The sequence below is a fragment of the Bradyrhizobium sp. HKCCYLS3077 genome (genome assembly GCF_051167555.1).
GTDB lineage: Bacteria > Pseudomonadota > Alphaproteobacteria > Rhizobiales > Xanthobacteraceae > Bradyrhizobium.
In genome coordinates this window covers 291,629-314,050 of record NZ_JBNPTH010000001.1, presented here as the reverse complement: position 1 = coordinate 314,050, position 22,422 = coordinate 291,629, and the positions used below count along the sequence as shown (strand labels likewise).

The following is a 22,422-nucleotide window of genomic DNA, read 5'->3' as shown; positions in this document are numbered from 1 at the left end:
CCTCATCCGCGCCACTTTACGCCTCCCCCTCACGCTCCTGGACGCTGAAAAAGCGCCGTTCGGGCGCGAGGTGCCATCGGCCGCGGCGCTGTTCCAGCCCGCCGGCATTCCAGGACAAGCTCAGTTGGGAACGGGCGGGTAGTGCAATGAAGGTAACCGTCGAACGCGCGCAGCTCCTGAAGTCGCTGGGCCACGTCCATCGCGTGGTCGAGCGGCGGAACACGATCCCGATCCTGGGCAACGTTCTCGTCCGTGCGGAGAACGCCCGTCTGTCGCTGCGGGCCACCGATCTCGATCTCGAAGTGACGGAAACCCTGGCCGCCGAGACCGCCACCGCCGGCTCCACCACCGTGCCGGCGCATATGTTCTACGACATCGTGCGCAAGCTGCCGGACGGCTCGCAGATCGTGCTGGAGAGCGACGGCGAGCGCGCCGTGCTCGCGATCCGCGCGGGACGCTCCAAGTTCACCCTGCAGACCTTGCCCGAGAGCGACTTCCCGGATCTCGCCGCGGGCGAGATGACGCACGCCTTCGGCGTTCCCGCCAAGGACATCAAGAGCCTGATCGACCGCACGCAGTTCGCGATCTCGACCGAGGAGACGCGGTATTACCTGAACGGCATCTATCTGCATGCCGGCGGCAATGCCAAGCAGCCGACCTTGCGCGCGGTGGCCACCGACGGCCATCGCCTTGCGCAGGTCGATCTGCCGCAGCCGGCCGGCGCCGCCGAGATGCCCGGCGTCATCGTGCCGCGCAAGACCGTCGGCGAGGTGCAGCGGCTGATCGAGGACAATGACAGCGAGATCAAGATCGAGCTGTCGCAGGGCAAGATCCGCTTCACCCTCGGACAGGTGGTGCTGACCTCGAAGCTGATCGACGGCACCTTCCCGGACTACGGCCGCGTCATTCCGCAGAACAACGACAAGGAGCTCGTCGTCGACAAGGCCGATTTCGCCGCAGCCGTCGACCGCGTCTCCACCATTTCGAGCGAGCGCGGCCGCGCCGTGAAGCTCGCGCTGTCGCCCGGCAAGCTGGTGCTGTCGGTCACCAATCCGGACTCCGGCAGCGCGACGGAAGAGCTCGAGGTCGAATACGCCTCCGACGCACTCGATATCGGCTTCAACTCGCGCTATCTGCTCGATATCGCGGCGCAGATCGAGGGCCAGGTCGCCGTGCTCCGGCTGGCCGATCCGGGCTCGCCGACGCTCATCCAGGACCGTGACAACCGCAACGCGCTGTACGTGCTGATGCCGATGCGGGTGTGAGTCAGTTCGCGCGACGGCGTGTAGGGTGGGCAAAGCGAAGCGTGCCCACCCTCTCCAACTAACAAGAGGTGGGCACGATGCTTCGCGCTTTTGCCCACCCTACGGGCTTCCTCCGTCATTGCGAGGAGCGAAGCGACGAAGCAATCCAGGCCTTGAGGCCTTCCGTTGCGAAGCAGTCCTGGATTGCTTCGCTTCGCTCGCAATGACGGATCAATCTCTCGTCCAATGACCCCCTCCCGCATCAATCGCCTGTCGCTGACGCATTTCCGCAGCTATCGCGCGGCGAGCGTCAGCGTGCAGGCGGACATGGTCGCGCTGGTGGGAGCGAACGGCGCCGGCAAGACCAATTGCCTGGAGGCGATCTCGTTCTTCGCGCCCGGCCGCGGCCTGCGCCGCGCGACGCTCGAGGATGTCGCCGACAACCAGGGCGACGGCTCCTGGGCCGTGTCGGCCGAGGTCGAGGGCGCGCTGGGGCTGACCACCTTCGGCACCGGCATCGAGCCGCCGCGCAGCGACGCCAACACGACGCGCCGCTGCCGCATCGACCGCGAGCCGGTCGGCTCCGCGGCGGCGTTCGGCGATCACATCCGCATGGTCTGGCTCACGCCCGCGATGGACGGCCTGTTCATGGGCTCCGCCTCCGACCGCCGCCGCTTCTTCGACCGCCTGGTGCTGGCGATCGACAGCGAGCATTCGAGCCGCGTCTCGGCGCTGGAACGCTCGTTGCGCTCGCGCAACCGGCTGCTCGAGGTGCGCAATTTCGACGACCATTGGTGTGACGCGATCGAGCGCGAGACCGCCGAGCTTGCGGTGGCCGTCGCGGCAAGTCGCGGCCAGACCGCGGTGAAGCTCGCCGCGATGCTGCGCCAGCGCGGGGCGGCGTCGGCGTTTCCCTCGGCCGAGATCGCGCTCGACGGCTGGATGGAGAACGCGCTGCTGACCGAGCCCGCGCTCGCCGTCGAGGACCGCTATCGCGCGCTGCTGCGCGACAATCGCGCGCGCGATGCCGCCGCGGGCCGCACGCTGGATGGTCCGCATCTCACCGACCTGCACGTGATCTACGCGCCGAAGAACATGCCGGCGCGCGACGCCTCGACCGGCGAGCAGAAAGCGCTGCTGATCGGCCTGATCCTCGCACACGCGACCTTGGTCGCCGAGACCACCGGCATCGTGCCGATGCTGCTGCTCGACGAGATCGTCGCCCATCTCGATCCCGGCCGCCGCACCGCGCTGTTCGCCGAGCTCGGCACGCTCGGTGCCCAGGTGTGGCTGACCGGCGCCGATCCCGCGGCCTTCGCCGAACTGCGCGAGCTCGGCGAGATCTTCGACGTCGAGGGCGGCCGGATCAGCGCACGGCGGTAACGTTTTCCGCCGTTGAACCTATCAGTTCCCAGCTTCGACTAGCTGTCGTTGGATCGACGACGAGGTCCTCCGACATCCCGCAGGCCTACGCGCCGCAATCGAAATCCTGGAGATCTGTGATGTCCAAGCTTTGGCCGCAGGCCATCGCCGCGCCGCGGCTACGTCTGTTTGCCTGCAGCGTTCTGCTTGTCGCGAGCTGTATCGTCCCCGCGCGCGCCGATGACGCCATCGTCGACGTCCACGCGCTGCCGCGCGCCGAGGGCGCCGTGGAGGATACGTCGCGCCCCGATCGCTATCGTGTCGTCTACCGACTGCCGATGCCGCCTGCCGCAACCAATGCCGCCACCCAGCAGGTGCTGAGCGCCGACGGCTGGGTGCGCTACGTCAGGCCGCTGGAGGAACGCAATCCCACGCTCAACTACAAGAAGGGCAAGCAGGGACTGTCGGCCTACGTCACCGGCAGCGGCGGCCGCATGGACCAGTCGGAGGTCAGCTACTCGCCGCAGCGGATCTACGCCAATGTGCCGTTCCCCGACGGCGCGACCGAGATCGTGTTCGACGAGACGCGGCCCTATCTGTCCTGCATCGTTGCGACGCCGCTCGATGCGACCATGGCCTTCTTCGCCAAGGAGATGACCGCGCTCGGCTGGCAGAAGCTGACGGCGGAGACTGCCGCGCGCTGGCCCAACGCCGATCTCGGCGAGACCGCGCCGAACGGCGTGCGCGCCTTCTTCGGCGATGACGACAGCGACGGCTACCGCCGCCAGAATCCGGTGATGCTGACGCTGACCCGCCGCGACGATGGCAAGACCCTTGTCGAGATCCGCATCGCGCCCTTCGCACTCCCGGCGCAGCTCGAGGCCGGCGAGGACCGCGCCGGACTGCCGATGCCGAAGCCGGCCAAATCGTCGCAGAGCCTGGGCAGCGCGACCTCGCCGAGCCGCCAGGCCAAGGGTGCCATCATCGCCGAGCTGCCGGCCGTGCTTGCGTTCTACACAAGCGAGCTGCCGGCGCGCGGCTTCCGGATCGAGGCGGCCGCACCAGGCACGCCGGATGACGTGACGCTCAAGGTCGCCTCGGCAGAGGAGACCGGCACGCTGAAACTGTCGCGCCGATATGATTTCACCATGGTCGAGCTGTCGATGCGCGCCACCGAAGCGGCGCTGGCCGCGCGTGCCAAGGCCAAGAAGGACGCCGACGACAAGTTCATGGCCGACGCCGCCGCGATGGCCAAGCAGGTGATCGCGGCGGACGAGGTCCGGCGGGCTGCGCAGGCCGGAGCGATGTCGGATGCGCCGGTCAAGGCGCTGGCCGGCAATACCGCCCCGATCGCCCTGCCCGAGACCGCCGAGGCGGTGACCTTCGACGGCAATCAGGGCCGGCTGGAGTTCAAGTCGACCTCGTCGGTGAAGGCCCTCGCCGGCTTCTTCCGCTCGACCTTGAAGGCGGCCGGCTACAGGGAAGCGCCGACCGTGATCGACAATCCGACCATGGCGCGGCTGGAGTTTTCCGCGAAGGGCAAGTCGGTCGCGTTCACGATCATGCAGATGGGCCCCAAGGTGAACGTGACCGCCGACGGCACCGGCCTGATCGCCGCAGCCAGGCCGGCCGCGGGCGCTCAGGCGGCGGCGCAGCCGGCCAGGCAGCCGATGCAGGACGCGCCCCCGCTCGAAGCCGATCCGTCGTCGGCGCTGCCGGTGCCGAAGGAGCGCAGCGCCACCTCGATGGCGACCTCCAAGGCGCCCGGCTTCGACACGCCCGTCCGCCTGGAGCTCGAAGCCAGCGTGCCCGCCGATCTCAACGCCGTGCTGGCGTTCTACCGTGCCGAGCTGACCAAACGCGGTTGGCAGGAGAAGCCTGAGGGCGCGCAGACCAGCGCCGACAAGGCCAGGCTCGCCTTCACCTCGCCGCAAGGGCCCGCCGTGCTCACGCTCGGCCGCGCGCGTGGCGAGACCTCGATCAACCTGGTGCAGAAGAACGCAGACGCCGCCGCGAAGGCCGAGATCCTGCCCAAGCCCGGCCAGGCCAAGCTGATGCTCGGCAATGCCGGCGACACCGATGCGGTGCTCACGATCAACAGGCAGGCGGTGAAGATCGCAGCCGGCACCGGCAGCCCGAAGACGCCCAAGGGCCCGCTGCTCGATCTGCCGCCCGGCAAATACCGCTACGAGATCAAGATCGCCAGCCGTGCGCCCGTGAGCGACACCATCGAGCTCGGCGCCGGCGACGCCTGGGGCCTGATGATCGGCCCCACCGGCCAGGCCCTGCCCTTGCCGCTGTACTGAGCCTGCGGGCGCCCGACAGCGCGCCCTCCGCCAGCGATTGCGTGGATCGTCAGGCCGCTCCAACGGGCGGCCTGACGCCGTTGGAGCGCCCGCCTGAAGCGGCCGTCCCAGGCGCTGTCCGAACGCCTGCGAATGGCCGTCCGAATCGGCCTTGCGCAGGCCCCGAAGAGGGCTCCCGGACGGCTTGAAAAACCGTTAAAAAAACCCATCTCTTCAATATCTTAAGGCACGTCTTTTTGCGCTAGGCGCGCCCCCGCTTTCGTGGCACAAAGAGTGCTCTCAGCACCCTTGCGCGACATCGCCCATCGGGACCCCTTCAAAGGCCTCACATGACCGAACCCGCCCGGCAAACCATCGCCGACAACGAGCCTGCCACCGCGAACGAATACGGCGCAGAATCGATCCGGGTGTTGAAGGGCCTGGATGCCGTGCGCAAGCGCCCGGGCATGTATATCGGCGACACCGATGACGGCTCCGGCCTGCACCACATGGTCTATGAGGTCGTCGACAACGCCATCGACGAGGCGCTCGCCGGTTATGCGAGCCGCGTCGAGGTCGTGCTCAACGCCGACAACTCCGTCACCGTGCGCGACGACGGCCGCGGCATTCCGGTCGACATCCACAAGGGCGAAGGGGTCTCGGCGGCCGAGGTCATCATGACCCAGCTGCACGCCGGCGGAAAGTTCGACCAGAACTCCTACAAGGTGTCCGGCGGATTGCACGGCGTCGGCGTCTCGGTCGTCAACGCGCTGTCGAGCAAACTCGAGCTGCGCATCTGGCGCGACGACAAGGAGCACCTGATCGAGTTCGCCCATGGCGACGCCGTGGCGCCGCTCCGGGTGGTCGGCGAGGGCCAAGGCAAGCGCGGCACCGAGGTGACGTTCCTGGCGTCGACCGAGACCTTCAAGATGGTCGAATACGACTACGCGACGCTCGAACATCGCCTGCGCGAGCTCGCCTTCCTCAATTCCGGCGTCCACATCATCCTCTCCGACATGCGCCACGCGGTCGAGAAGCGCGAGGAGATGTTCTATTCCGGCGGCGTCGAGGAGTTCGTCAAATATCTCGACCGCAACAAGAAGGCGATCGTTCCCAATCCGATCATGGTGCGCTCGGAGTCGAACGGCATCACCGTCGAGGCGGCGCTGTGGTGGAACGACAGCTACCACGAGAACGTGCTGTGCTTCACGAACAACATTCCGCAGCGTGACGGCGGCACCCATCTCGCCGGCTTCCGTGGCGCCCTGACGCGCCAGGTCAACGGCTATGCCGAGGCCAATGCGAAGAAGGAAAAGATCGCGCTGACCGGCGACGACTGCCGCGAAGGCCTCACCGCGGTGCTCTCGGTGAAGGTGCCGGATCCGAAGTTCTCGTCGCAGACCAAGGACAAGCTGGTATCCTCGGAGGTGCGCCCCGTGGTCGAGAACGTCATCAACGAGGCGCTGTCGGCGTGGTTCGAGGAGCACCCGTCGGAGGCGAAGACCGTCGTCGGCAAGGTGATCCAGGCCGCCGCGGCGCGCGAGGCTGCGCGCAAGGCGCGCGAGCTGACGCGCAAGAATCCGCTCAACAACATTGCCTCGCTGCCCGGCAAGCTCGCCGACTGCCAGGAGAAGGATCCGGCCAAATCCGAGCTGTTCATCGTCGAGGGTGACTCGGCCGGCGGCAGCGCCAAGCAGGGCCGCAACCGCGAGTTCCAGGCGGTGCTGCCGCTGCGCGGCAAGATCCTCAATGTCGAGCGCGTGCGTCCCGACAAGATGCTGTCGAGCGAGCAGATCGGCACGCTGATCACCGCGCTCGGCACGGGGATCAGCGACGACTTCTCGATCGACAAGCTGCGCTACCACAAGATCATCGTGATGACCGACGCCGACGTCGACGGCGCCCACATCCGCACCTTGCTGCTGACGTTCTTCTACCGGCAGATGCGCCAGATCATCGATCGCGGCCATCTCTACATCGCGCAGCCGCCGCTCTACAAGGTGACGCGCGGCAAGTCCGAGCAGTATCTGAAGGACGAGCGCGCGCTCGAGGACTACCTGATCGGCACCGGACTCGACGATTGCGTGTTCAGGACCGCCGAGGGCGAGGAACGCAAGGGCCGCGACCTGCTGGCGCTGGTCGAGGAGGCGCGGCTGGTCCGCAACATCCTGCGCAATCTGCACAGCCGCTACGACCGCAGCGTCGTCGAGCAGGCCGCGATTGCCGGCGTGCTGCGCGCGGACATCACGCGAGACATCGCCACCGCCGACGCCGCGGCCGATTACATCGCCAAGCGGCTCGACGTGCTGGCGGACGAAGTCGAACGCGGCTGGATCGGCCATTTCGTGGAAGGCCAGGGCTTTACGTTCGAGCGCACCGTGCGCGGCGTGAAGGACGTGGCTGTGATCGACGACGCTCTGCTGGCCTCGGCCGACGCGCGCAAGCTCGACGACTACGCCGCGCGCCTGCAGGACGCCTACGCCAAGCCCGGTTTCCTGCGCCGGGGCGATACCCAGACCGTGATCCATGGCCCGGTCGACCTGTTCGAGGCCGTCACCGATGCGGGCCGCAAGGGCATCGCCATGCAGCGCTACAAAGGGCTGGGCGAGATGAACCCGCAGCAGCTCTGGGAAACCACCCTCGACACCGAGGCGCGCACCCTGCTCCAGGTGAAGGTCAAGGAGGTCGACGAGGCCGACGACATCTTCACCAAGCTGATGGGCGACGTCGTCGAGCCCCGCCGCGAATTCATCCAGGACAATTCGCTGTCGGCGAATGTGGACGTGTAGGTACGGGCGCCGCAGCGGTTCTCGATAGGCTGCTGTGCAACTCGGCATGTGATATTGGCGTTCTCGCTGTTCTTACGGAGGACATCGTCATGACCACTATCACTGTTCGTGACCTTTCCGACGAAATCCATCGGGCTCTCAAGCTGCGCGCCACGCAAAATGCCCGCAGCATTGAGGCCGAAATCCGCGCCATTCTCGACGAAGCGACAAGTCCGAGCGACAGGCTGCGCATCGGCAGCAAACTCTCGGAGATGAGCCGCACAATCGGCCTCACGACTGCCGACATCGAGTTGCTGGAGCGGCAGCTGCTAGCCTGCCGCAAGGCCCCACACCGAATAAACCTGCTCGGCCCGGAGACTCTTTAGGACAGTGGTCTGCGTGCGGCTTCCGTGATAATTGCACGCCGGAGCGAGGTTCCGCTGTCGCCGGCGCCGCCTTTGACCTCAGCATCAAAAACGGACCGACACATGGCGCCCATTCAATACATCGTCGAGGGTGGTCACCGGCTCAAAGGCGCGATCGAGCCGTCGGGCAACAAGAACGCGGCGCTGCCGATCATCGCAGCCGCGCTTCTGACCGACCATCCGGTGACGCTCGATAATGTGCCGCGCATCCGCGACACCGAGACTCTGGTCGAGCTGGTCCGTTCGGTCGGCGCGTCGGCTGAATGGCGCGGCCGCAACCGGCTCGCGATCCATGCCAAGGAGATCCGCGCCGCCGACCTCGATCCGGACCTGTGCGCGCGCATCCGCGCCTCGATCCTGCTCGCCGGCCCCCTGCTCGCCCGCTGCGGCGAAGTGGCGCTGCCGCCGCCCGGCGGCGACGTGATCGGCCGCCGCCGCCTCGACACGCATTTCCTCGCCTTCGAGCAGCTCGGCGCCACCGTCACCGCGACCGACAAGATCGAGCTGCGCGCCTCCGGCCTCAAGGGTGCCGACGTCTTCCTCGACGAGCCCAGCGTCACCGCGACCGAGAATGCGCTGGTCGCGGCCGTTGCCGCGCACGGCACGACCTACCTGCGCAACGCCGCCTCCGAGCCCCACGTGCAGGACCTCGCGCACTTCCTCGTTGCGCTCGGCGCCAATATCGAGGGCATCGGCACCAACACGATGGTAATCCATGGCGCCAGCACGCTCGGCCAGGCGTCCTACGCGATCCAGCCCGATCACATCGAGGTCGGCTCGCTGATCGGCCTCGCCGCCGTGACGCGCTCGCCCTTGCGCATCGTGCGCGCCGGCACCGAGCATCTGCGCTCGATCCGCATGGGCTTCGAGCGGCTCGGCATCGTCTGCGAGGTCGCCGGCGACGATCTCATCGTGCCCTCCGACCAGACCATGAAGATCAAGGACGATTTCGGCGGCCACGTGCCGAAGCTGGAGGACCAGCCCTGGCCGGCCTTCCCCGCTGATCTGATGTCGATCGCGATCGTCACCGCCACGCAATGCGAGGGCGTGATCCTGATGTTCGAGAAGATGTTCGAGTCGCGGATGTTCTTCGTCGACAAGCTGATCTCGATGGGCGCCCGCATCGTGCTGTGCGACCCGCATCGCGCCATCGTCGCCGGCCCCAGCCAGCTGCGCGGCGCCCGCGTCGTCTCCCCCGACATCCGCGCCGGCATGGCCATGCTGCTCGCCGCGCTCTGCGCCGAGGGCACGTCCTATATCGACAACGCCGACCAGATCGAACGCGGCTACGAACGCATCGACGAACGCCTGAACGCGCTCGGCGCGAAGATCACGCGGGTGCCGGAGCGGGGACGGTAGACGTTCGCTCTGCTCTCTCCGCGTCACCGAAGGACCGTAGGGTGGGCAAAGAGCAGCCGCAGGCGGCTCGTGCCCACCGTCGAGCGACGGATGACACTGATGGTGGGCACGGCGCGAGCAACATCGCGGACGAACCGTGACAGAGTGGCGCGCCTTTGCCCACCCTACTCCTTGCTCTCAGCGAGTGCGGTGCTCGTGGAGAGCCCCCTCACCTCCCAGCCCTCTCCCCGCAAGCGGCGGGGGGACCACCGCCCGTGCCGCGAAGAGCCTGGATCCTACTTCGAGATGCCTGTTCAAACGATGTCGCTCACGCACCAATCGATCCTCGCCCTCCTGATACGCCATGAGGCCGCGGCGCTGGCCTTGTTTCGCGATACGTCCGTACCGGCCGACCCGTTCGAGGCGCACGCATGACGATCAGCGAGATCACGCCCGATGTCGACCGTGACCGATGGCTCGCCGGAGCCGACTTCGCCGATGCCTTCCGCATCACGATCGACGGCGCGGCCCTCGATGCCCGCACCGCGGCCGAGCGCATGCTCGGTCATGCGCCCTGGTGGATGGCCGCTCTCCTGAAACTCCGCAATGCGCTCGTCAGGCCGTTCGGCTTGAAGACCTCGGGCGCGGACGCACGCCGTCCTGGCCCCATGATCGGGATTTTCCCGGTCATCGCACAGACGCCAAGCCAACTCGTGCTCGGCTTCGACGACCAGCATCTGGACTTCCGCGTTCTGGTCGACGTCGCGACAATCGGCGCAAGCTCTCAGGTGACCGCGACCACCCTGGTCCGGACCCACAACGCACTCGGCCGCATCTATCTCACCGTGATCACGCCGTTCCATCGCCTCGTGGTCAAGGCCACGCTACGGCAGGTCTCAGGAACCGCCTGAACGCGTTCAACGCGTCTCCGTCACGCGTCACGATCTCGAACGGTTTACCCGACACGCAGATCACATCGGAGCCGCCGGCAGCTCCGACCGAGTCAGCCCTTCGCGCTTTTTATTTTCCGAATTTTACGCTTGCGTTTGTTCCGCAAATCAGAAACAATGCCGCCATCCCGTCCTCATGAGAGGGACGCTTCGCGATCGTCACGGACCGTTGAGGGTGGGATGCGATGGATGCGGCGGCTTTCAGCGCGCGCTCGGGGCAATCCGAGGTCGGCGCGTGGACGAAGGAGCGGTCGCATACGGCGAAATCGTATGGTCCTGGCCTCCCGATGCTGAGGTCAAGCCGGCGAACGATCTGTCGGTGACGGTGGCCAACAAGCCCGGCGCACCGGGGAGAGTACGTATAAGCCGTTCCAACCATTGCGCAGGGAAGGCCGGTTGTGCGGCCCACCTGTGGTGACTGCCGCCTGCTACTTCTTTTGCAGGCGGGCCATGGGTGTGGTCAAGCACCCGGCCTTCCCTGCGCCCTCTCACTTCCAAGGGCCGCACACTTTGCAAAGCTCGGGCGCGAAGCATGCCGCGAGAATGACAACGCACGCGCATGCGGCGGCCGTGCGATCCGACGGCTCTCACCGTTGCCGCAGGCTGCGTTCATACGCCGCATGAGTTCGAGAGGGAACAACGACCGTGATGTGCAGGAACCGGCGGAGGCTGCTATAGCCGCGTCCATGACCCCTATCGTTGCAACCGATCATGCGCCGCTTCCGGCGGCGCCGCCTGCCTCTTTCACCGTCGAACTCTGGGAGACGATCCGGCTCGCTGCGCCGATGGCGCTGACGCAGCTGTCGCAGATCGCGATGATGTCGACCGACCTCGCTTTCATCGGCCGCCTCGGCGGCGACGCGGTCGCGGCGGCCGCGCTGTCCGGCACCGTCTACTTCGTCGGCTCGACCTTCGGCATGGGCCTGATGTCGGCGGTGGCGCCGCTGGCCGCGCAGGCGTTCGGCGCCGGAGACGCCGGGCTGGTCCGGCGCGCGCTGCGAGTCGGCCTGTGGACCGGTCTCTTCATTGCGCTGCCGATCATGCTGATCGCGCTGAACGGCGAAGCCATCCTGCTCGCGCTCGGGCAGACGCTCGGCGTCGCGCATCTCGCACAGGACTATCTGGCCGGTCTCGCCTGGGGCGTCGCGCCGATGCTGTGGTTCCTGGCGCTGCGCAGCTTCATGGGCGCGGTCAATCGCCCGGAGCCGGTGCTCGGGATCACGCTCGCCGCGATCCCGCTCAATGCGTTGCTGGTCTATCCGCTGCTGTACGGCGCGTGGGGATTTCCGCAGCTCGGCCTGACCGGCGTCGGGCTTGCGACCTCCACCGTGAACCTGGCGACGTTTCTCGCGGGGCTCTGGTTCGCCGTGTTTCGTCCGCCCTTCCGCGACTATCGCGTGCTCGCGCGACTGGGACAGATCGACTGGCGGCTGCTGCGGCAGCTGCTCATCATCGGTGCGCCGATCTCGTTGTCGTTCCTGCTGGAATACGGCCTGTTCTCGGCGGCCGCGATCCTGATGGGACTGATCAGCACGCCGGCGCTGGCCGCGCATCAGATCGCGCTGCAGATCACCGCGATCCTGTTCATGGTTCCGTTCGGCATCAGCATGGCGGCGACGGTGCGCGTCGGCCATGCCGCCGGGCGCAACGATGCGCATGGCGTGCGCCGCGCCGGGCTGATGGCGTTGCTGCTCGGCCTCGCGCTGGCGCTGCTTTTCACACTCGGCATCATCCTCGCGCGGTTCGAGCTCGTGCAGCTGTTTCTCGGCAGCGGCGTCGCCGATGTCGGAGCGACCGTCGCGCTCGCCGCCACCCTGCTGCTGGTCGGAACCACCTTCTTCATCACCGATGCGCTGCAGACCATCGCCGTCGGCGCGCTGCGCGGCATCAAGGACACGCGCGTGCCCTTGCTGCTCGCCGTGCTCGGCTATTGGCTGATCGGCTTTCCCGCGTCCTACGGGCTCGGGCTGCACACCTCGCTCGGCGCCATCGGCATCTGGATCGGGCTGTCGCTCGGCACCAGCATCTATGCGGCACTGCTCGTGCTGCGCTTCCTCAGGCTGTCGCGATGATGTCAGGCGCCGGCGGTATCGGACGTCTCCTCGGGCTCGGGCCGATGCGGCTTGCCGGGCGACGTCTCGGCCCATTCGGCGATGACCCGTTCGAGATCGATCAGGTTCTGCCGCATCTGATCGAGCGAGAAGCCGAGCGCAAAGAAGCGTTCGGCGGCGTCGCCCGGCAGGCCCCGCGTCAGCCCGTCGCTGCGCAACGCCGCGACCGCCTCGGCATAGGACTTGACCGCGACATGCACCGGCCAGATCGCCGGCGGTCCGGAGCCGTTACGGATGGCGGCGGCGCAGCCGCGCAGATAGCCGGCGATGGCGTCGCTGACGCGCGTGACCGGGCCCGACAGGCGCGTCTGCAGCTCCGACGGCAGTGGCACCACGCTGGCGCGGCCGATCATTACGACGTCATGGCGCAGCCGCAGGATTGTTCGCAACAGCGGGCCGGTATCGGCGCCGGTGGACAACCGCGCCGAACGCTCGCGCTCGGCCTCGGCGCCGGTGGCGTTCAGCTCGCTCAGAGCGGTGCCGATGCCGTCCTGGATTCGATGCAGCGCGTCGTTGTCGCGGCCGCGCGACAGGCCGGCCAGCAACTCGGTAAAGGCGGCCGCGATCAGTTCGAGCAGGCGTCCGGCAGCGCTGCGCATCTGCACGTGAGCGCGCGACGGCAGCACCACGAACGATACGGCAAGCCCGGTGAGCGCGCCGACAGCGACCTCGAACACGCGGTCGACCGCCGAGCCCAGCGGATCGAGATGGCCCATGGTCGGGACAAGCAGCACGATGACGGCCGTCACCGTGGCCGCGTTGAGGCTCGGATTGAGCGCGGCGATGAAGGCGAGCGGCGTCACCGCCAGGATCAGCATGCCCAGCAGTTGCAACTCGCCGGAATGCGGGATGAACACGGTGATGGCGCCGCCATAGATCGCGCCGCCGATGGTGCCGAACATGTAGTCGCGCGTCGCCTTCAGCGAGCGTCCGACGCTGCCTTGCGTCACGATCAGCGAGGTCAGCACCGCCCACAGCGGCAGCTTGAGCTGGAGAGCGGTTGCGATCGCGAAGGCGAGCGTCGCCGCCACCGTGCCGCGCACGGCGAGCGACATCTGCGCCCTGCGGGCATACACCCGGCCGAACAGCTCCTTGATCGACGGCATCAGTCACTCACCTCGAACGGACCAGCGCGGTCCCGGCATGGCAGCCCTTCGCAACGCGGAACCGGCTTGAAAGCCGGAATCAGTCTGCCTACGGTCGCCGCAACGATGTGAGGAAACACGATGGCCCAGGAAACCGCAACGCTCGCCGCCTATGTCGCCGACCTGAAATATGACGATATCCCGCCCGAGGTGCTCGACCGCGCCAAGGTGCTGACGCTCGATTTTCTCGGCAGCGCCATCCGCGCCCGGCGCGAGGCGGAATCGACGCCGTCGGTCGTCAACATGCTGGCGGCGTTGAAGCTGGATGCCGCGGGCGAGGCCACCGTGTTCGGTGACTCCCGGACGTGGACACCGGCCGTGGCGGCGCTGCTCAACGGGACGATGGGGCATTCGCTCGACTTCGACGATACCCACGCGGACTCCTCGCTGCATCCGAGCGCGCCGGTGGTACCCGCCGCCTTCGCCGTCGGCGAGATGGTCGGCGCGTCCGGCCGCGAGGTGCTGACCGCGATCGTCGCCGGCTATGAGGTGTGCTGCCGGCTCGGCAACGCGCTCGATCCGACCTCGCATTATGCGCGCGGCTTCCACCCGACCGCGACCGCCGGCACCTACGGCGCAGCGGCGGCCGCGGGCAAGCTGTTCGGATTGTCCGAGCAGCAGCTCGTCTACGCCTTCGGCGTCTCCGGCAGCCAGGCGGCGGGCTCGCTGCAGTTTCTCGTCAACGGCGCCTGGAACAAGCGCTATCAGGTCGGGGCGTCGGCGATGAACGGCGTGATCGCGGCGACGCTCGCCAAGAATGATTTCGTCGGCGCGATCGAATCCGTCGAGGGCAAGCATGGGCTCCTGGTCGGCTACACCGACACGCCGCATCATGAGAAGGCGGTCGCGGGTCTCGGCACGACCTACGAGACGATGAAGATCGGCGTGAAGCCGTATCCGAGCTGCCGCTATACCCATGCGGCGATCGACGCCATCATCGCGCTGCGCCGCGAGCACAATCTGACGCCGGACCAGGTCAAGCGCGTCGAGGTCGGCCTGCATCGCAACGGCATCACCTTGACCGGCGACGCGAGCACCAAGCGGCATCCGACCTCGATCGTCGGCGGCCAGTTCTCGATGTTCTTCACCGGCGCGCTCGCGCTCGACCAGGGCCGCTTCGGCTGGGACGACTACACGCGTCTGGGTGACAGCGCGATCAACAGCCTCGCCGACAAGTTCGACGTCGTGCAGGACGACAAATTGGAAGGCCGCAGCCATCCCTTCGGCGCGCGCGTCACCATCACCACCGAGGACGGCGTGCACGAGCGGATGCATGATGATCCCTCGGGCGAGCCGACGTCGTTTCCGACGGCGCAGGCGATGAGCGACAAGTTCATCACCTTGGCGCGGCCGGTGCTGAGCAGCCGCGCGCAAACTTTTGCCGATGCGATTCTCTCCTTGGAGCGGTTCGATCGCGTCGAGCAAGCCACCGCTTTGGGGAGAGCCTGATCCAAGCATCACTCCCCACGCGTCGCGGCGATCACCTCGCTCACGAGCTGGCCGACGCCGTCCGCCTCCGGCGGCCAATTCACGGTGCGGCCGAAGCGCGCGATGACCAGGCGCTCCGAAGGGATGACGACGACATACTGGCCGAGCGTGCCTTTGGCGAAGAAGGCATCGCGCGGCCAGCCGTGGGAGACGCGATAGGTAGCGCCAAAGCTGTCGCCGCGGTTGGTCCAGAAGCCGGCGCCGAGGCCGACGAAGGCTCCGGGAGTCGGGGTGCTGACGCAATCGACCCAGCCGGCGGGCAGGATGCGGCGGCCGGCGATCACGCCATCGTCGAGATACAATTGGCCAAGCCGCGCCCAGTCGCGCGCGGTGGCCAGCATCTGGCTCGATCCTTCCGGCGTGCCGGCGGCATCGAATTCGATGGTGACGTTGCGCATGCCGAGCGGATCGAACAACGCGCGATGCGCAAACCGCAGGACATCCGCGGCACTGCCGCCGGCAGCGGCGCGGATGAGATGCGAGAGAATGACGGTGTTGCCGTCGTGATAGTTGCTGACCGCGCCCGGCGCGGTTTCGAGCGGTATGGATTCGGCGAAGGCGGCGCGGTCTGGCTCGACGAACTTCATCCGGTTGACCGGCTCCAGCGCCGACAGCAACGAGGCCTGCAGCGAGCTGCCGAGCGCGAGCCCGGCGGTGTGGCGGAGAAGGTGATCGACGGTGATGGCGTGGCGCGGATCGGCCTCGCCCTGCCAGGCCGCGACCGGTGCGGGCGCATGCAAAGCGAGCTTGTTCTGGCGAACGAGGATGCCGATCAGGGTCGCGGTCATCGACTTGGTTGCGGAGAAGCCGAGCAGCGGCGTGTCGAGCGCGAAGCCGGGAGCATAGCGTTCGGCGATCAGTTTGCCGTCCTTGAGCACCACCACCGCATGGGTGCGCCGAAACGGCGACGCTTGCGGCTCGGCGAAGGCCCGGTCGAGGGCGGCGGCCAAGGCCGGCGTGGCCGGCTCCACGGGGCGCGGAGGGCCGATCTCGGCTGGCAAGGCCGGCGAGGGCGTGGGCAGCCGGATGGCCGGCCATCCCGCCGCCTCGCCATGATCGAGATGGCAGCCGAGGCCGTCGCGGTAGACCGCATGACTGCGGCCGAGCCCCAGCAGCGTCACGGTGACGTCCTTGGTGGCCCGGTCCACTTGGACATTCATGGCCCAGGTCAGCAGGCCAGCACCAGGCATCGCGTCGCGTGTCTCGGCCAGCACACGCTCCGGATCGAGGCCGGAGACGAAGGTCTCCGAGCACACGACGCTGGCGATGAAGCCCGTCGCCACTTGCGGCACATCGCGGGCCCGGGCGACGCCGAGCGCAAGGGCGGTCACAGCGACAGTCGACACGAAGACGAGAAGCAGGCGGCGGCGGGTCATGGGAAGCTCCGGCAGATGAACCTGCCGGACCACACCGCAGCGGCCGTCGCACGGCTCGCCGATTTTGAAACATGCAACCGCCGAAACGCGCGGCGAGCTCGCCGATTTCGAAATTCTCCTTTGATGTCAGCGCTCGAACCATCACGCCGCGGCCAGCCTCATGCGTCGGAACTCGGTCGGCGTCACGCCCGTCGCCGCCTTGAAGGCGCGGTTGAAAGGGCCGAGCGACTGGAAACCGGCGTCCATCGCGATGGTAATCACGGGCACCTCGGCCTGGGTGGGATCGGCGAGCGCGGCCTTGGCCTCCTCGATGCGGTGGTTGTTCAGGAAGGTGTTGAAGTTGCGGTAGCCGAGCTCGCCATTGATGAGACGACGCAGCCGGTATTCAGGAATGGCGAGCCGGGTCGCCAGCATACCGATGGTGACGTTCTCCTGCCGGTAGATACGCTCGTCGGCCATCAGCCGCATCAGCGCGTCGACCAGCTTGCGGTTGGCGGCAGGCTGGGCCGCGACAACCGGCTCCGGCACGCTTATCGCGTCATGCGGCGCCTCGGGAGCGAACACGTCGGACGCACCGACCTTCAGCAGCATCAGAGCGACGGCGCCGATGACGGCCAAGAACATCGCGGCATTGACGACATTGGCGAGCTCCGACGGACCACTGCCAGCCGCGACCATCTGCAGCAGCGCGTTGACGCCGCCGTAACCAAGCGCCGCGATGACGACAAAGGCACGGACGCGACGGCGGCCCTCGACGAGATCCGCCGACCACGACCGGATCGTCTGCGCCAGAGTCAGTCCGACGAAACCAAGCGCCAGCAAATTGTTCGCGACGATGACGATCCGCGCATGCCCCGCCAGCCCGAGTACGAGACAGCTGATCAGGCTGAAGCCGAACACCGCGAGCCAGATCAGGCCGTGCTGCCATCGCGGCGCAAAGCCGTCATCGAACAGCGCGCGGCAGAACAGCCAGAGCACGACGATGTCAGCGGTCGCCAGCGCGATCAGCGGCGCAGCGGCGAGCGAGGGCACCGCGGTGCCGCCGATGTTGAACGTCGCCGCATGCGCGGCCGAGCCGAGCGCCAGCGCGACGGCGAGCCGGCCGACGGACTGCCTGCCGAGATCACGCCACAACGACACGGCCAGCATGGCGAGCAGCGCGATGGCTGCGGCGCGGAGGGCGAGATCGAGGTGGTCGAGCGGCATCATCACACGTCCAATATCAGCGCCGGAACTCTAGGCCGGGCCTTTGCGGCTTTCAAATCGCACGGATGTCGCGACGTCATGCCCTGCCCTCGCCTTCACGAAACTGCTAAGCTCGCGCAACCACTTTTCAGGAGCGTCCCATGAGCTGGCAGCCATCGATCGATCCCGAATTCGGCGACCCCACCTCCTGTGATGCGCTGGAGCATGTCATCGTGCCACGCACCCGCGATCTCGGCGACGGCTTTGCCGTGCGCCGCGCGCTGCCGCATGGCCGCCGGCAGATGGTCGGACCGTTCATCTTCTTCGATCATTTCGGCCCGGTGCAGTTCGTCTCCGGCAAGGGCATGGACGTGCGGCCGCATCCGCATATCGGCTTGGCCACCGTCACCTATCTGTTCGACGGCGCTATCATGCATCGCGACAGCGAGGGCAATGTGCAGGAGATCCAGCCCGGCGCGATGAACCTGATGACCGCCGGCCGCGGCATCGCGCATTCCGAGCGCACGCCCGACCTGCAGCGGCAGAACGGGCAGCAGATGCTCGGCCTGCAGAGCTGGATCGCGCTCCCTGTGGAATCCGAGGAGATCGCGCCGAGCTTTCAGCATTATGCGGCGGGCGCGCTGCCGACCGTCAGCGACACCGGCTTTTCGGCGCGCATCATCGCCGGCAAGGCGTTCGGAAAAGCCTCGCCGGTGACGATGGTCTCGCCGTGGTTCTATGTCGAGGTCACAGCGCAGGCCGGCACCGTCGTGCCGCTTGATCCTGACCACGAGGAGCGCGCGATCTATATCGTCGACGGCGAGATCGAGATCGCGCGCGAGCGCCATGAGGGCCCGCGGCTGCTGATCTTCCGCCCGGGCGACGCGATCAGCGTCCGCACGGTCAAGCCGACCCGGATGATGTTCCTCGGCGGCGATGCGCTGGAGGGACCGCGCCACGTCTGGTGGAATTTCGTCTCCTCCAGCAAGGAGCGGATCGAGCAGGCCAAGCAGGACTGGAAAACCGGCCGCTTCGCCGCCGTTCCGCAGGAGCACGAGTTCATTCCGCTGCCGGAATAGGCTATGGGAGCCGATGCTCCCTTTCGAAGGCACGAACCGATGACCACGCTTCTCGCCAGCAATCTGCCGCTCCCGAAGATCGGCCGCGGCAAGGTCCGCGACATCTATGCCGTCGGCGACGACCGCGTGCTGCTCTTGACCACCGACCGCATCTCGGCCTTCGACGTCGTGATGAACGAGACCATCCCGATGAAGGGCGCGGTGCTGACGCAGATCTCGTCCTACTGGTTCAGCGCGCTCGAAGGCGTCGTGCATCACCACATGATCTCGGCCGATACGGATGAGATCATCGCCGCGGTGCCCGAGCTGAAGCCGCATCGCAAGGAGATTCTGGGCCGCGCGATGCTGTGCAAGCGCACCACCGTGTTTCCGATCGAATGCGTGATCCGCGGCTATCTCTCCGGCTCGGCCTGGAAGGAATATGCCGCGAGCGGCACGCTCGCCGGCGAGCAGTTGGCCGCAGGCCTCGTCGAGAGCCAGAAGCTGGAGCCCGCGATCTTCAGCCCGGCGACCAAGGCCGAGACCGGCCACGACGAGAACATCACGGTTGCGCGGATGCGCGAGGTGGTCGGCGACGACACGGCCTATACGCTGGAGAGCATGACGCGCGCGGTCTATACGCTGGGTGAAACGCTCGCCCGCGAGCAGGGCATCATCATCGCCGACACCAAGTTCGAGTTCGGCCGCGACAAGGACGGCAACATCATCCTGATCGACGAGGTGATGACGCCCGACAGTTCGCGGTTCTGGGCCGTCGATGCCTATCAGCCGGGCCAGCCGCAGCCGAGCTTCGACAAGCAGCCGTTGCGCGACTATCTGGATTCCGAACGCAAGGCGGGCCGCTGGAACGGCGAAGCCCCGCCACCACCGCTGCCTCGAAGCGTGGTGGACGCGACGAGCCAGCGCTATCTCGAAGCGTTCCGTCGGGTGACGGGGAGTGAGCTGAAGATCTGAGGATCGTAGGCTCATGCGTTGACGGTTGGGTTGGGCTTTTTGTCTTAGCGCATCATCGACAGTGTGCATCGGGGACCCCCACCCCCGACCCCTCCCCGCAAGGGGGAGGGGCCAATCTGCGGCCGCTTTCTTGGTCAATTCGAACTCCTCAGCCTTTCTGCTCGAAATCTTGTGGCAAGAGGCACGCTCTGTCGTCTCCCCTCCCCCTTACGGGGAGGGGTCGGGGGTGGGGGTCCGCTCGGCGAGATCATCATGATGCGCACCAATACGCCCGCAGCGCCGTCGCGCCCGAGTTGATCAAAACAGAGCCCTCCGAAAATGCCGAGGGCGCAGGGAAGGCCGGGAGCTGGCTGCTCCCATGGCCCGCGTGCGAAAAAGAATGCACGCGGCGGTCACCACAGGTTCAGCCGAGACATCCCGGCCCTCCCTGCGCGATGGGTTTAACGTCTGCTCCGAGCTCTCCCCGGGGACCGGGCTTTCTTGCCCCCGTCGCCAGCGCGACACGTCCTGTCAAGGATCACGTCACACCGACTTGGCGCCAGCATCGGGGCGCCAGGACCACACGGCTTGAACGTCCGCGAGCTGTCCATCGTCCAGCGCATCAGCACCTGACAGACAAGCGGCCACCGCTCCCCGCCTCTACGTATCGTGACGACGCGTACGCCCCTCTGCATGAGGACGGGATGGGCGTATCAAAGCATGATTTCTGATTTTTAGCAAGCGTCTTTTTGCCCGCCCGGATGGGTCACCGTTCGCGCAAGCGCCACGACCCCAGCCAGCGATCGACACCACTCAGCCATCAATCGCCTTCCGCAAACTGATGCTCGACATGGAATGACTTGGCGGTCACCCGCCATGCGCCGTCGATCAGATGAAAACAGAGATAGTCGAGATAGAGGATCCGATCGATCCTGACCCTCACCTTCACGAGCGCCTGCGTTGCCGATGCCAGATCGACCAGCAGCACCTCTTGCTGACGCGGCGCCGCTTTCGCTTCCGGCGAGGGAGTTGTTTCCAGCACATGGCGATATTCGGCCGCGGTCAGAACGCGCAGCGCCTGATCGCGGAAGCCGTGCAACTGCGCTGTGGGTGCGAACACACGATCGAAACGGCTGACGTCGAAGTCGAACATCATGTCGAAGTAACGATCGACGGTAGAAAGCAGTGTGTGGGGCGGTGCAGGATCGGTCATGTTCAGCTCACGGGTGGTGTTGACTGCCCTTGATCTTGGCGCGGAACGCCGCAGCATGTCCTTGCGAACTGTGCTAACCTCCCGATCCTCGGCGCAATGAATTGTCCCTTCAGCAGCCGGATTGGGCGAGACATGCCAAAAATCACGCTCGATGCCATCGACCATCGCATTATCCGCGAGCTGCAAGCTGATGCACGGCTGAGCAATGTCGAGCTTGCCGATCGCGTCGGACTGTCACCTTCTCCATGCCTTCGGCGCGTGAAGCGGCTGGAGCGCGATGGCATCATTCAAGGTTACCGCGCGGTGCTCAACCGCGACAGCGTGGGGCTGGGCTTTTCGGCGTTCCTCGCCGTCAAGATCGAGGGACATGCCAACGTGCACGCGCTCGACTTCGAGGACACCGTTTGCGCGATGCCCGAAGTCCTCGCCTGTCATCTGGTGTCCGGCGACTCAGACTACTTGCTCGAAGTCGTGACGGCCGATCTGGAGCACTACCGGCGCTTCCTGGTCGAACGATTGCTGAACCTGCCGATCGTCCGGGAGGTCAAAAGCAATATCGCCATTCAGACCCGCAAGGCAACGGCCCCGTTGCCGCTTTCAGAACCGCTCTGAGGGTGTGGACAGTCGGAGAGTGAGAGCAATGATTTCGAGGAGTCGTGCGCAAGAGGTCGCGGCAGCCTGGTCATGGGCCTGAGCACCAACGCCCCGATCATCCTGCTGCCCGGCATGGACGGGACTGGACAGTTGCTGAAGCCCCTCGCCGAACGTCTGTCGGCGAACCGCCCTACGCACATCATCGCCTATCCCTTCGATCCGTACCTCGACTACGACCAGCTCGCACGGTTCGTCGGCGAGCGCTTGCCTCGGCATCGCTTCGTCATTCTGGGGGAGTCATTTTCTGGACCGATTGCAATCGAGATCGCAGCCACGAACCCGCGAGTCGCCGGGCTCATCCTTGCGTCAAGCTTTGCGCGGCATCCGCTGCCGCGGTGGATGTCGCCGCTCACTTGGCTGCTCGATGCGCGATGGATGCCGTCGGCGCTCATGGCCGCGGCCATCATGGGATCGGCGACAACGCCGGAGCTCAGGCAACGGCTGCAAGACGTCCTGTGCTCGCTGCCGCCGGCGGTCCTGCGCGCGCGGGCCAAAGACGCGCTCCGGATCGACCGGCGCGACCGATTGCGTGCGACCACCTGCCCGATGCTGTGCATGCACGGCAGTGCGGACCTGCTCATTGGTCAGAGAGAAATCTCGGACATCCTTGCGGCTCGGCCCGATTGCGAGCTGTGCGAGCTTGATGCGCCCCACATGTTGCTGGCGACTCATGCCACAGCTGCGGCCATGGTCATCGATGCGTTCTGCGAGCGCGTTGCACCCGTTCACGATTGAATCGGCAGGGTGGGCAAAGGCGAGAGCGCGGTGCATCTCCGGGCGAGTTCGCGGTGACGCCGTGCCCACCGTCTTGCTGGAGCATGCGCGGATAGACGGTGGGCACGCGGCCGCCTGCGCAGCTGCTTTGC

At 66.8% G+C, this 22,422-nt stretch carries 17 protein-coding genes; 13 read left to right on the top strand and 4 right to left on the bottom strand.

Annotated features, from left to right (window positions below; translation table 11 throughout):
* The first annotated feature begins 146 nt into the window (after positions 1-146).
* The 8 genes from dnaN (at position 147) to ACQR0Z_RS01410 (ending at position 12,444) form a co-directional block, all read left to right on the top strand.
* A complete protein-coding gene (dnaN, locus tag ACQR0Z_RS01445) occupies positions 147-1,265 on the top strand; it encodes a DNA polymerase III subunit beta (protein ID WP_434858121.1) in 1,119 nt (372 codons plus the stop codon).
* Positions 1,266-1,490: 225 nt separating this feature from the next.
* The gene (recF, locus tag ACQR0Z_RS01440; protein WP_434917444.1) at positions 1,491-2,627 is read left to right on the top strand and encodes a DNA replication/repair protein RecF; all 1,137 of its coding nucleotides are present in this window, start codon (positions 1,491-1,493) and stop codon (positions 2,625-2,627) included.
* A 119-nt stretch (positions 2,628-2,746) separates the two neighbouring features.
* The gene (locus tag ACQR0Z_RS01435) at positions 2,747-4,912 is read left to right on the top strand and encodes a hypothetical protein (RefSeq protein WP_434917443.1); all 2,166 of its coding nucleotides are present in this window, start codon (positions 2,747-2,749) and stop codon (positions 4,910-4,912) included.
* A gap of 329 nt (positions 4,913-5,241) precedes the next feature.
* Positions 5,242-7,680 carry a DNA topoisomerase (ATP-hydrolyzing) subunit B gene (gene gyrB, locus ACQR0Z_RS01430; protein ID WP_434917442.1) on the top strand — a complete coding sequence of 813 codons (2,439 nt, stop codon included), beginning with the start codon at positions 5,242-5,244 and terminating at the stop codon, positions 7,678-7,680.
* Positions 7,681-7,769: 89 nt separating this feature from the next.
* Positions 7,770-8,045 carry a FitA-like ribbon-helix-helix domain-containing protein gene (locus ACQR0Z_RS01425; protein ID WP_434858116.1) on the top strand — a complete coding sequence of 92 codons (276 nt, stop codon included), beginning with the start codon at positions 7,770-7,772 and terminating at the stop codon, positions 8,043-8,045.
* Positions 8,046-8,147: 102 nt separating this feature from the next.
* Positions 8,148-9,443 carry a UDP-N-acetylglucosamine 1-carboxyvinyltransferase gene (gene murA, locus ACQR0Z_RS01420; protein WP_172110530.1) on the top strand — a complete coding sequence of 432 codons (1,296 nt, stop codon included), beginning with the start codon at positions 8,148-8,150 and terminating at the stop codon, positions 9,441-9,443.
* Positions 9,444-9,853: 410 nt separating this feature from the next.
* Positions 9,854-10,333: a DUF2867 domain-containing protein gene (locus ACQR0Z_RS01415; RefSeq protein ID WP_434917441.1), complete on the top strand. Its 480-nt coding sequence runs from the start codon at positions 9,854-9,856 to the stop codon at positions 10,331-10,333.
* 725 nt (positions 10,334-11,058) lie between these two features.
* The gene (locus ACQR0Z_RS01410) at positions 11,059-12,444 is read left to right on the top strand and encodes an MATE family efflux transporter (protein WP_434917440.1); all 1,386 of its coding nucleotides are present in this window, start codon (positions 11,059-11,061) and stop codon (positions 12,442-12,444) included.
* Positions 12,445-12,446: 2 nt separating this feature from the next.
* Here ACQR0Z_RS01410 and ACQR0Z_RS01405 read toward each other — a convergent pair whose 3' ends face one another.
* Complete coding sequence (locus ACQR0Z_RS01405; protein ID WP_434917439.1) at positions 12,447-13,589, bottom strand: FUSC family protein; 1,143 nt, start codon at positions 13,587-13,589, stop codon at positions 12,447-12,449.
* 120 nt (positions 13,590-13,709) lie between these two features.
* On the opposite strand from ACQR0Z_RS01405, the gene ACQR0Z_RS01400 reads away from it, so the two are divergent.
* Complete coding sequence (locus tag ACQR0Z_RS01400) at positions 13,710-15,077, top strand: MmgE/PrpD family protein (RefSeq protein WP_434917438.1); 1,368 nt, start codon at positions 13,710-13,712, stop codon at positions 15,075-15,077.
* 8 nt (positions 15,078-15,085) lie between these two features.
* On the opposite strand, the gene ACQR0Z_RS01395 is transcribed toward ACQR0Z_RS01400, so the two are convergent.
* Complete coding sequence (locus ACQR0Z_RS01395; RefSeq protein ID WP_434917437.1) at positions 15,086-16,492, bottom strand: serine hydrolase domain-containing protein; 1,407 nt, start codon at positions 16,490-16,492, stop codon at positions 15,086-15,088.
* Between the two features lie 141 nt (positions 16,493-16,633).
* Positions 16,634-17,698, bottom strand: coding sequence for a helix-turn-helix domain-containing protein (locus ACQR0Z_RS01390; protein ID WP_434917999.1), 1,065 nt, complete (start codon positions 17,696-17,698; stop codon positions 16,634-16,636).
* Between the two features lie 140 nt (positions 17,699-17,838).
* On the opposite strand from ACQR0Z_RS01390, the gene ACQR0Z_RS01385 reads away from it, so the two are divergent.
* Positions 17,839-18,756, top strand: a complete 918-nt coding sequence (locus ACQR0Z_RS01385; protein ID WP_434917436.1) for a pirin family protein — start codon at positions 17,839-17,841, stop codon at positions 18,754-18,756.
* Between the two features lie 39 nt (positions 18,757-18,795).
* On the top strand, positions 18,796-19,710 hold the full coding sequence (locus ACQR0Z_RS01380; RefSeq protein WP_434917435.1) for a phosphoribosylaminoimidazolesuccinocarboxamide synthase: 915 nt from the start codon (positions 18,796-18,798) through the stop codon (positions 19,708-19,710).
* A gap of 799 nt (positions 19,711-20,509) precedes the next feature.
* Here ACQR0Z_RS01380 and ACQR0Z_RS01375 read toward each other — a convergent pair.
* Positions 20,510-21,067, bottom strand: coding sequence for a nuclear transport factor 2 family protein (locus ACQR0Z_RS01375; RefSeq protein ID WP_434858102.1), 558 nt, complete (start codon positions 21,065-21,067; stop codon positions 20,510-20,512).
* Here ACQR0Z_RS01375 and ACQR0Z_RS01370 point away from each other — a divergent pair.
* Positions 21,035-21,514 carry an Lrp/AsnC family transcriptional regulator gene (locus ACQR0Z_RS01370; protein ID WP_434858101.1) on the top strand — a complete coding sequence of 160 codons (480 nt, stop codon included), beginning with the start codon at positions 21,035-21,037 and terminating at the stop codon, positions 21,512-21,514. The genes ACQR0Z_RS01375 and ACQR0Z_RS01370 overlap by 33 nt on opposite strands.
* Positions 21,515-21,586: 72 nt before the next feature.
* Positions 21,587-22,291 (top strand): alpha/beta fold hydrolase, encoded by a 705-nt coding sequence (locus tag ACQR0Z_RS01365; protein WP_434917434.1) that lies wholly within the window; start codon positions 21,587-21,589, stop codon positions 22,289-22,291.
* The last annotated feature ends 131 nt before the right edge of the window (positions 22,292-22,422 follow it).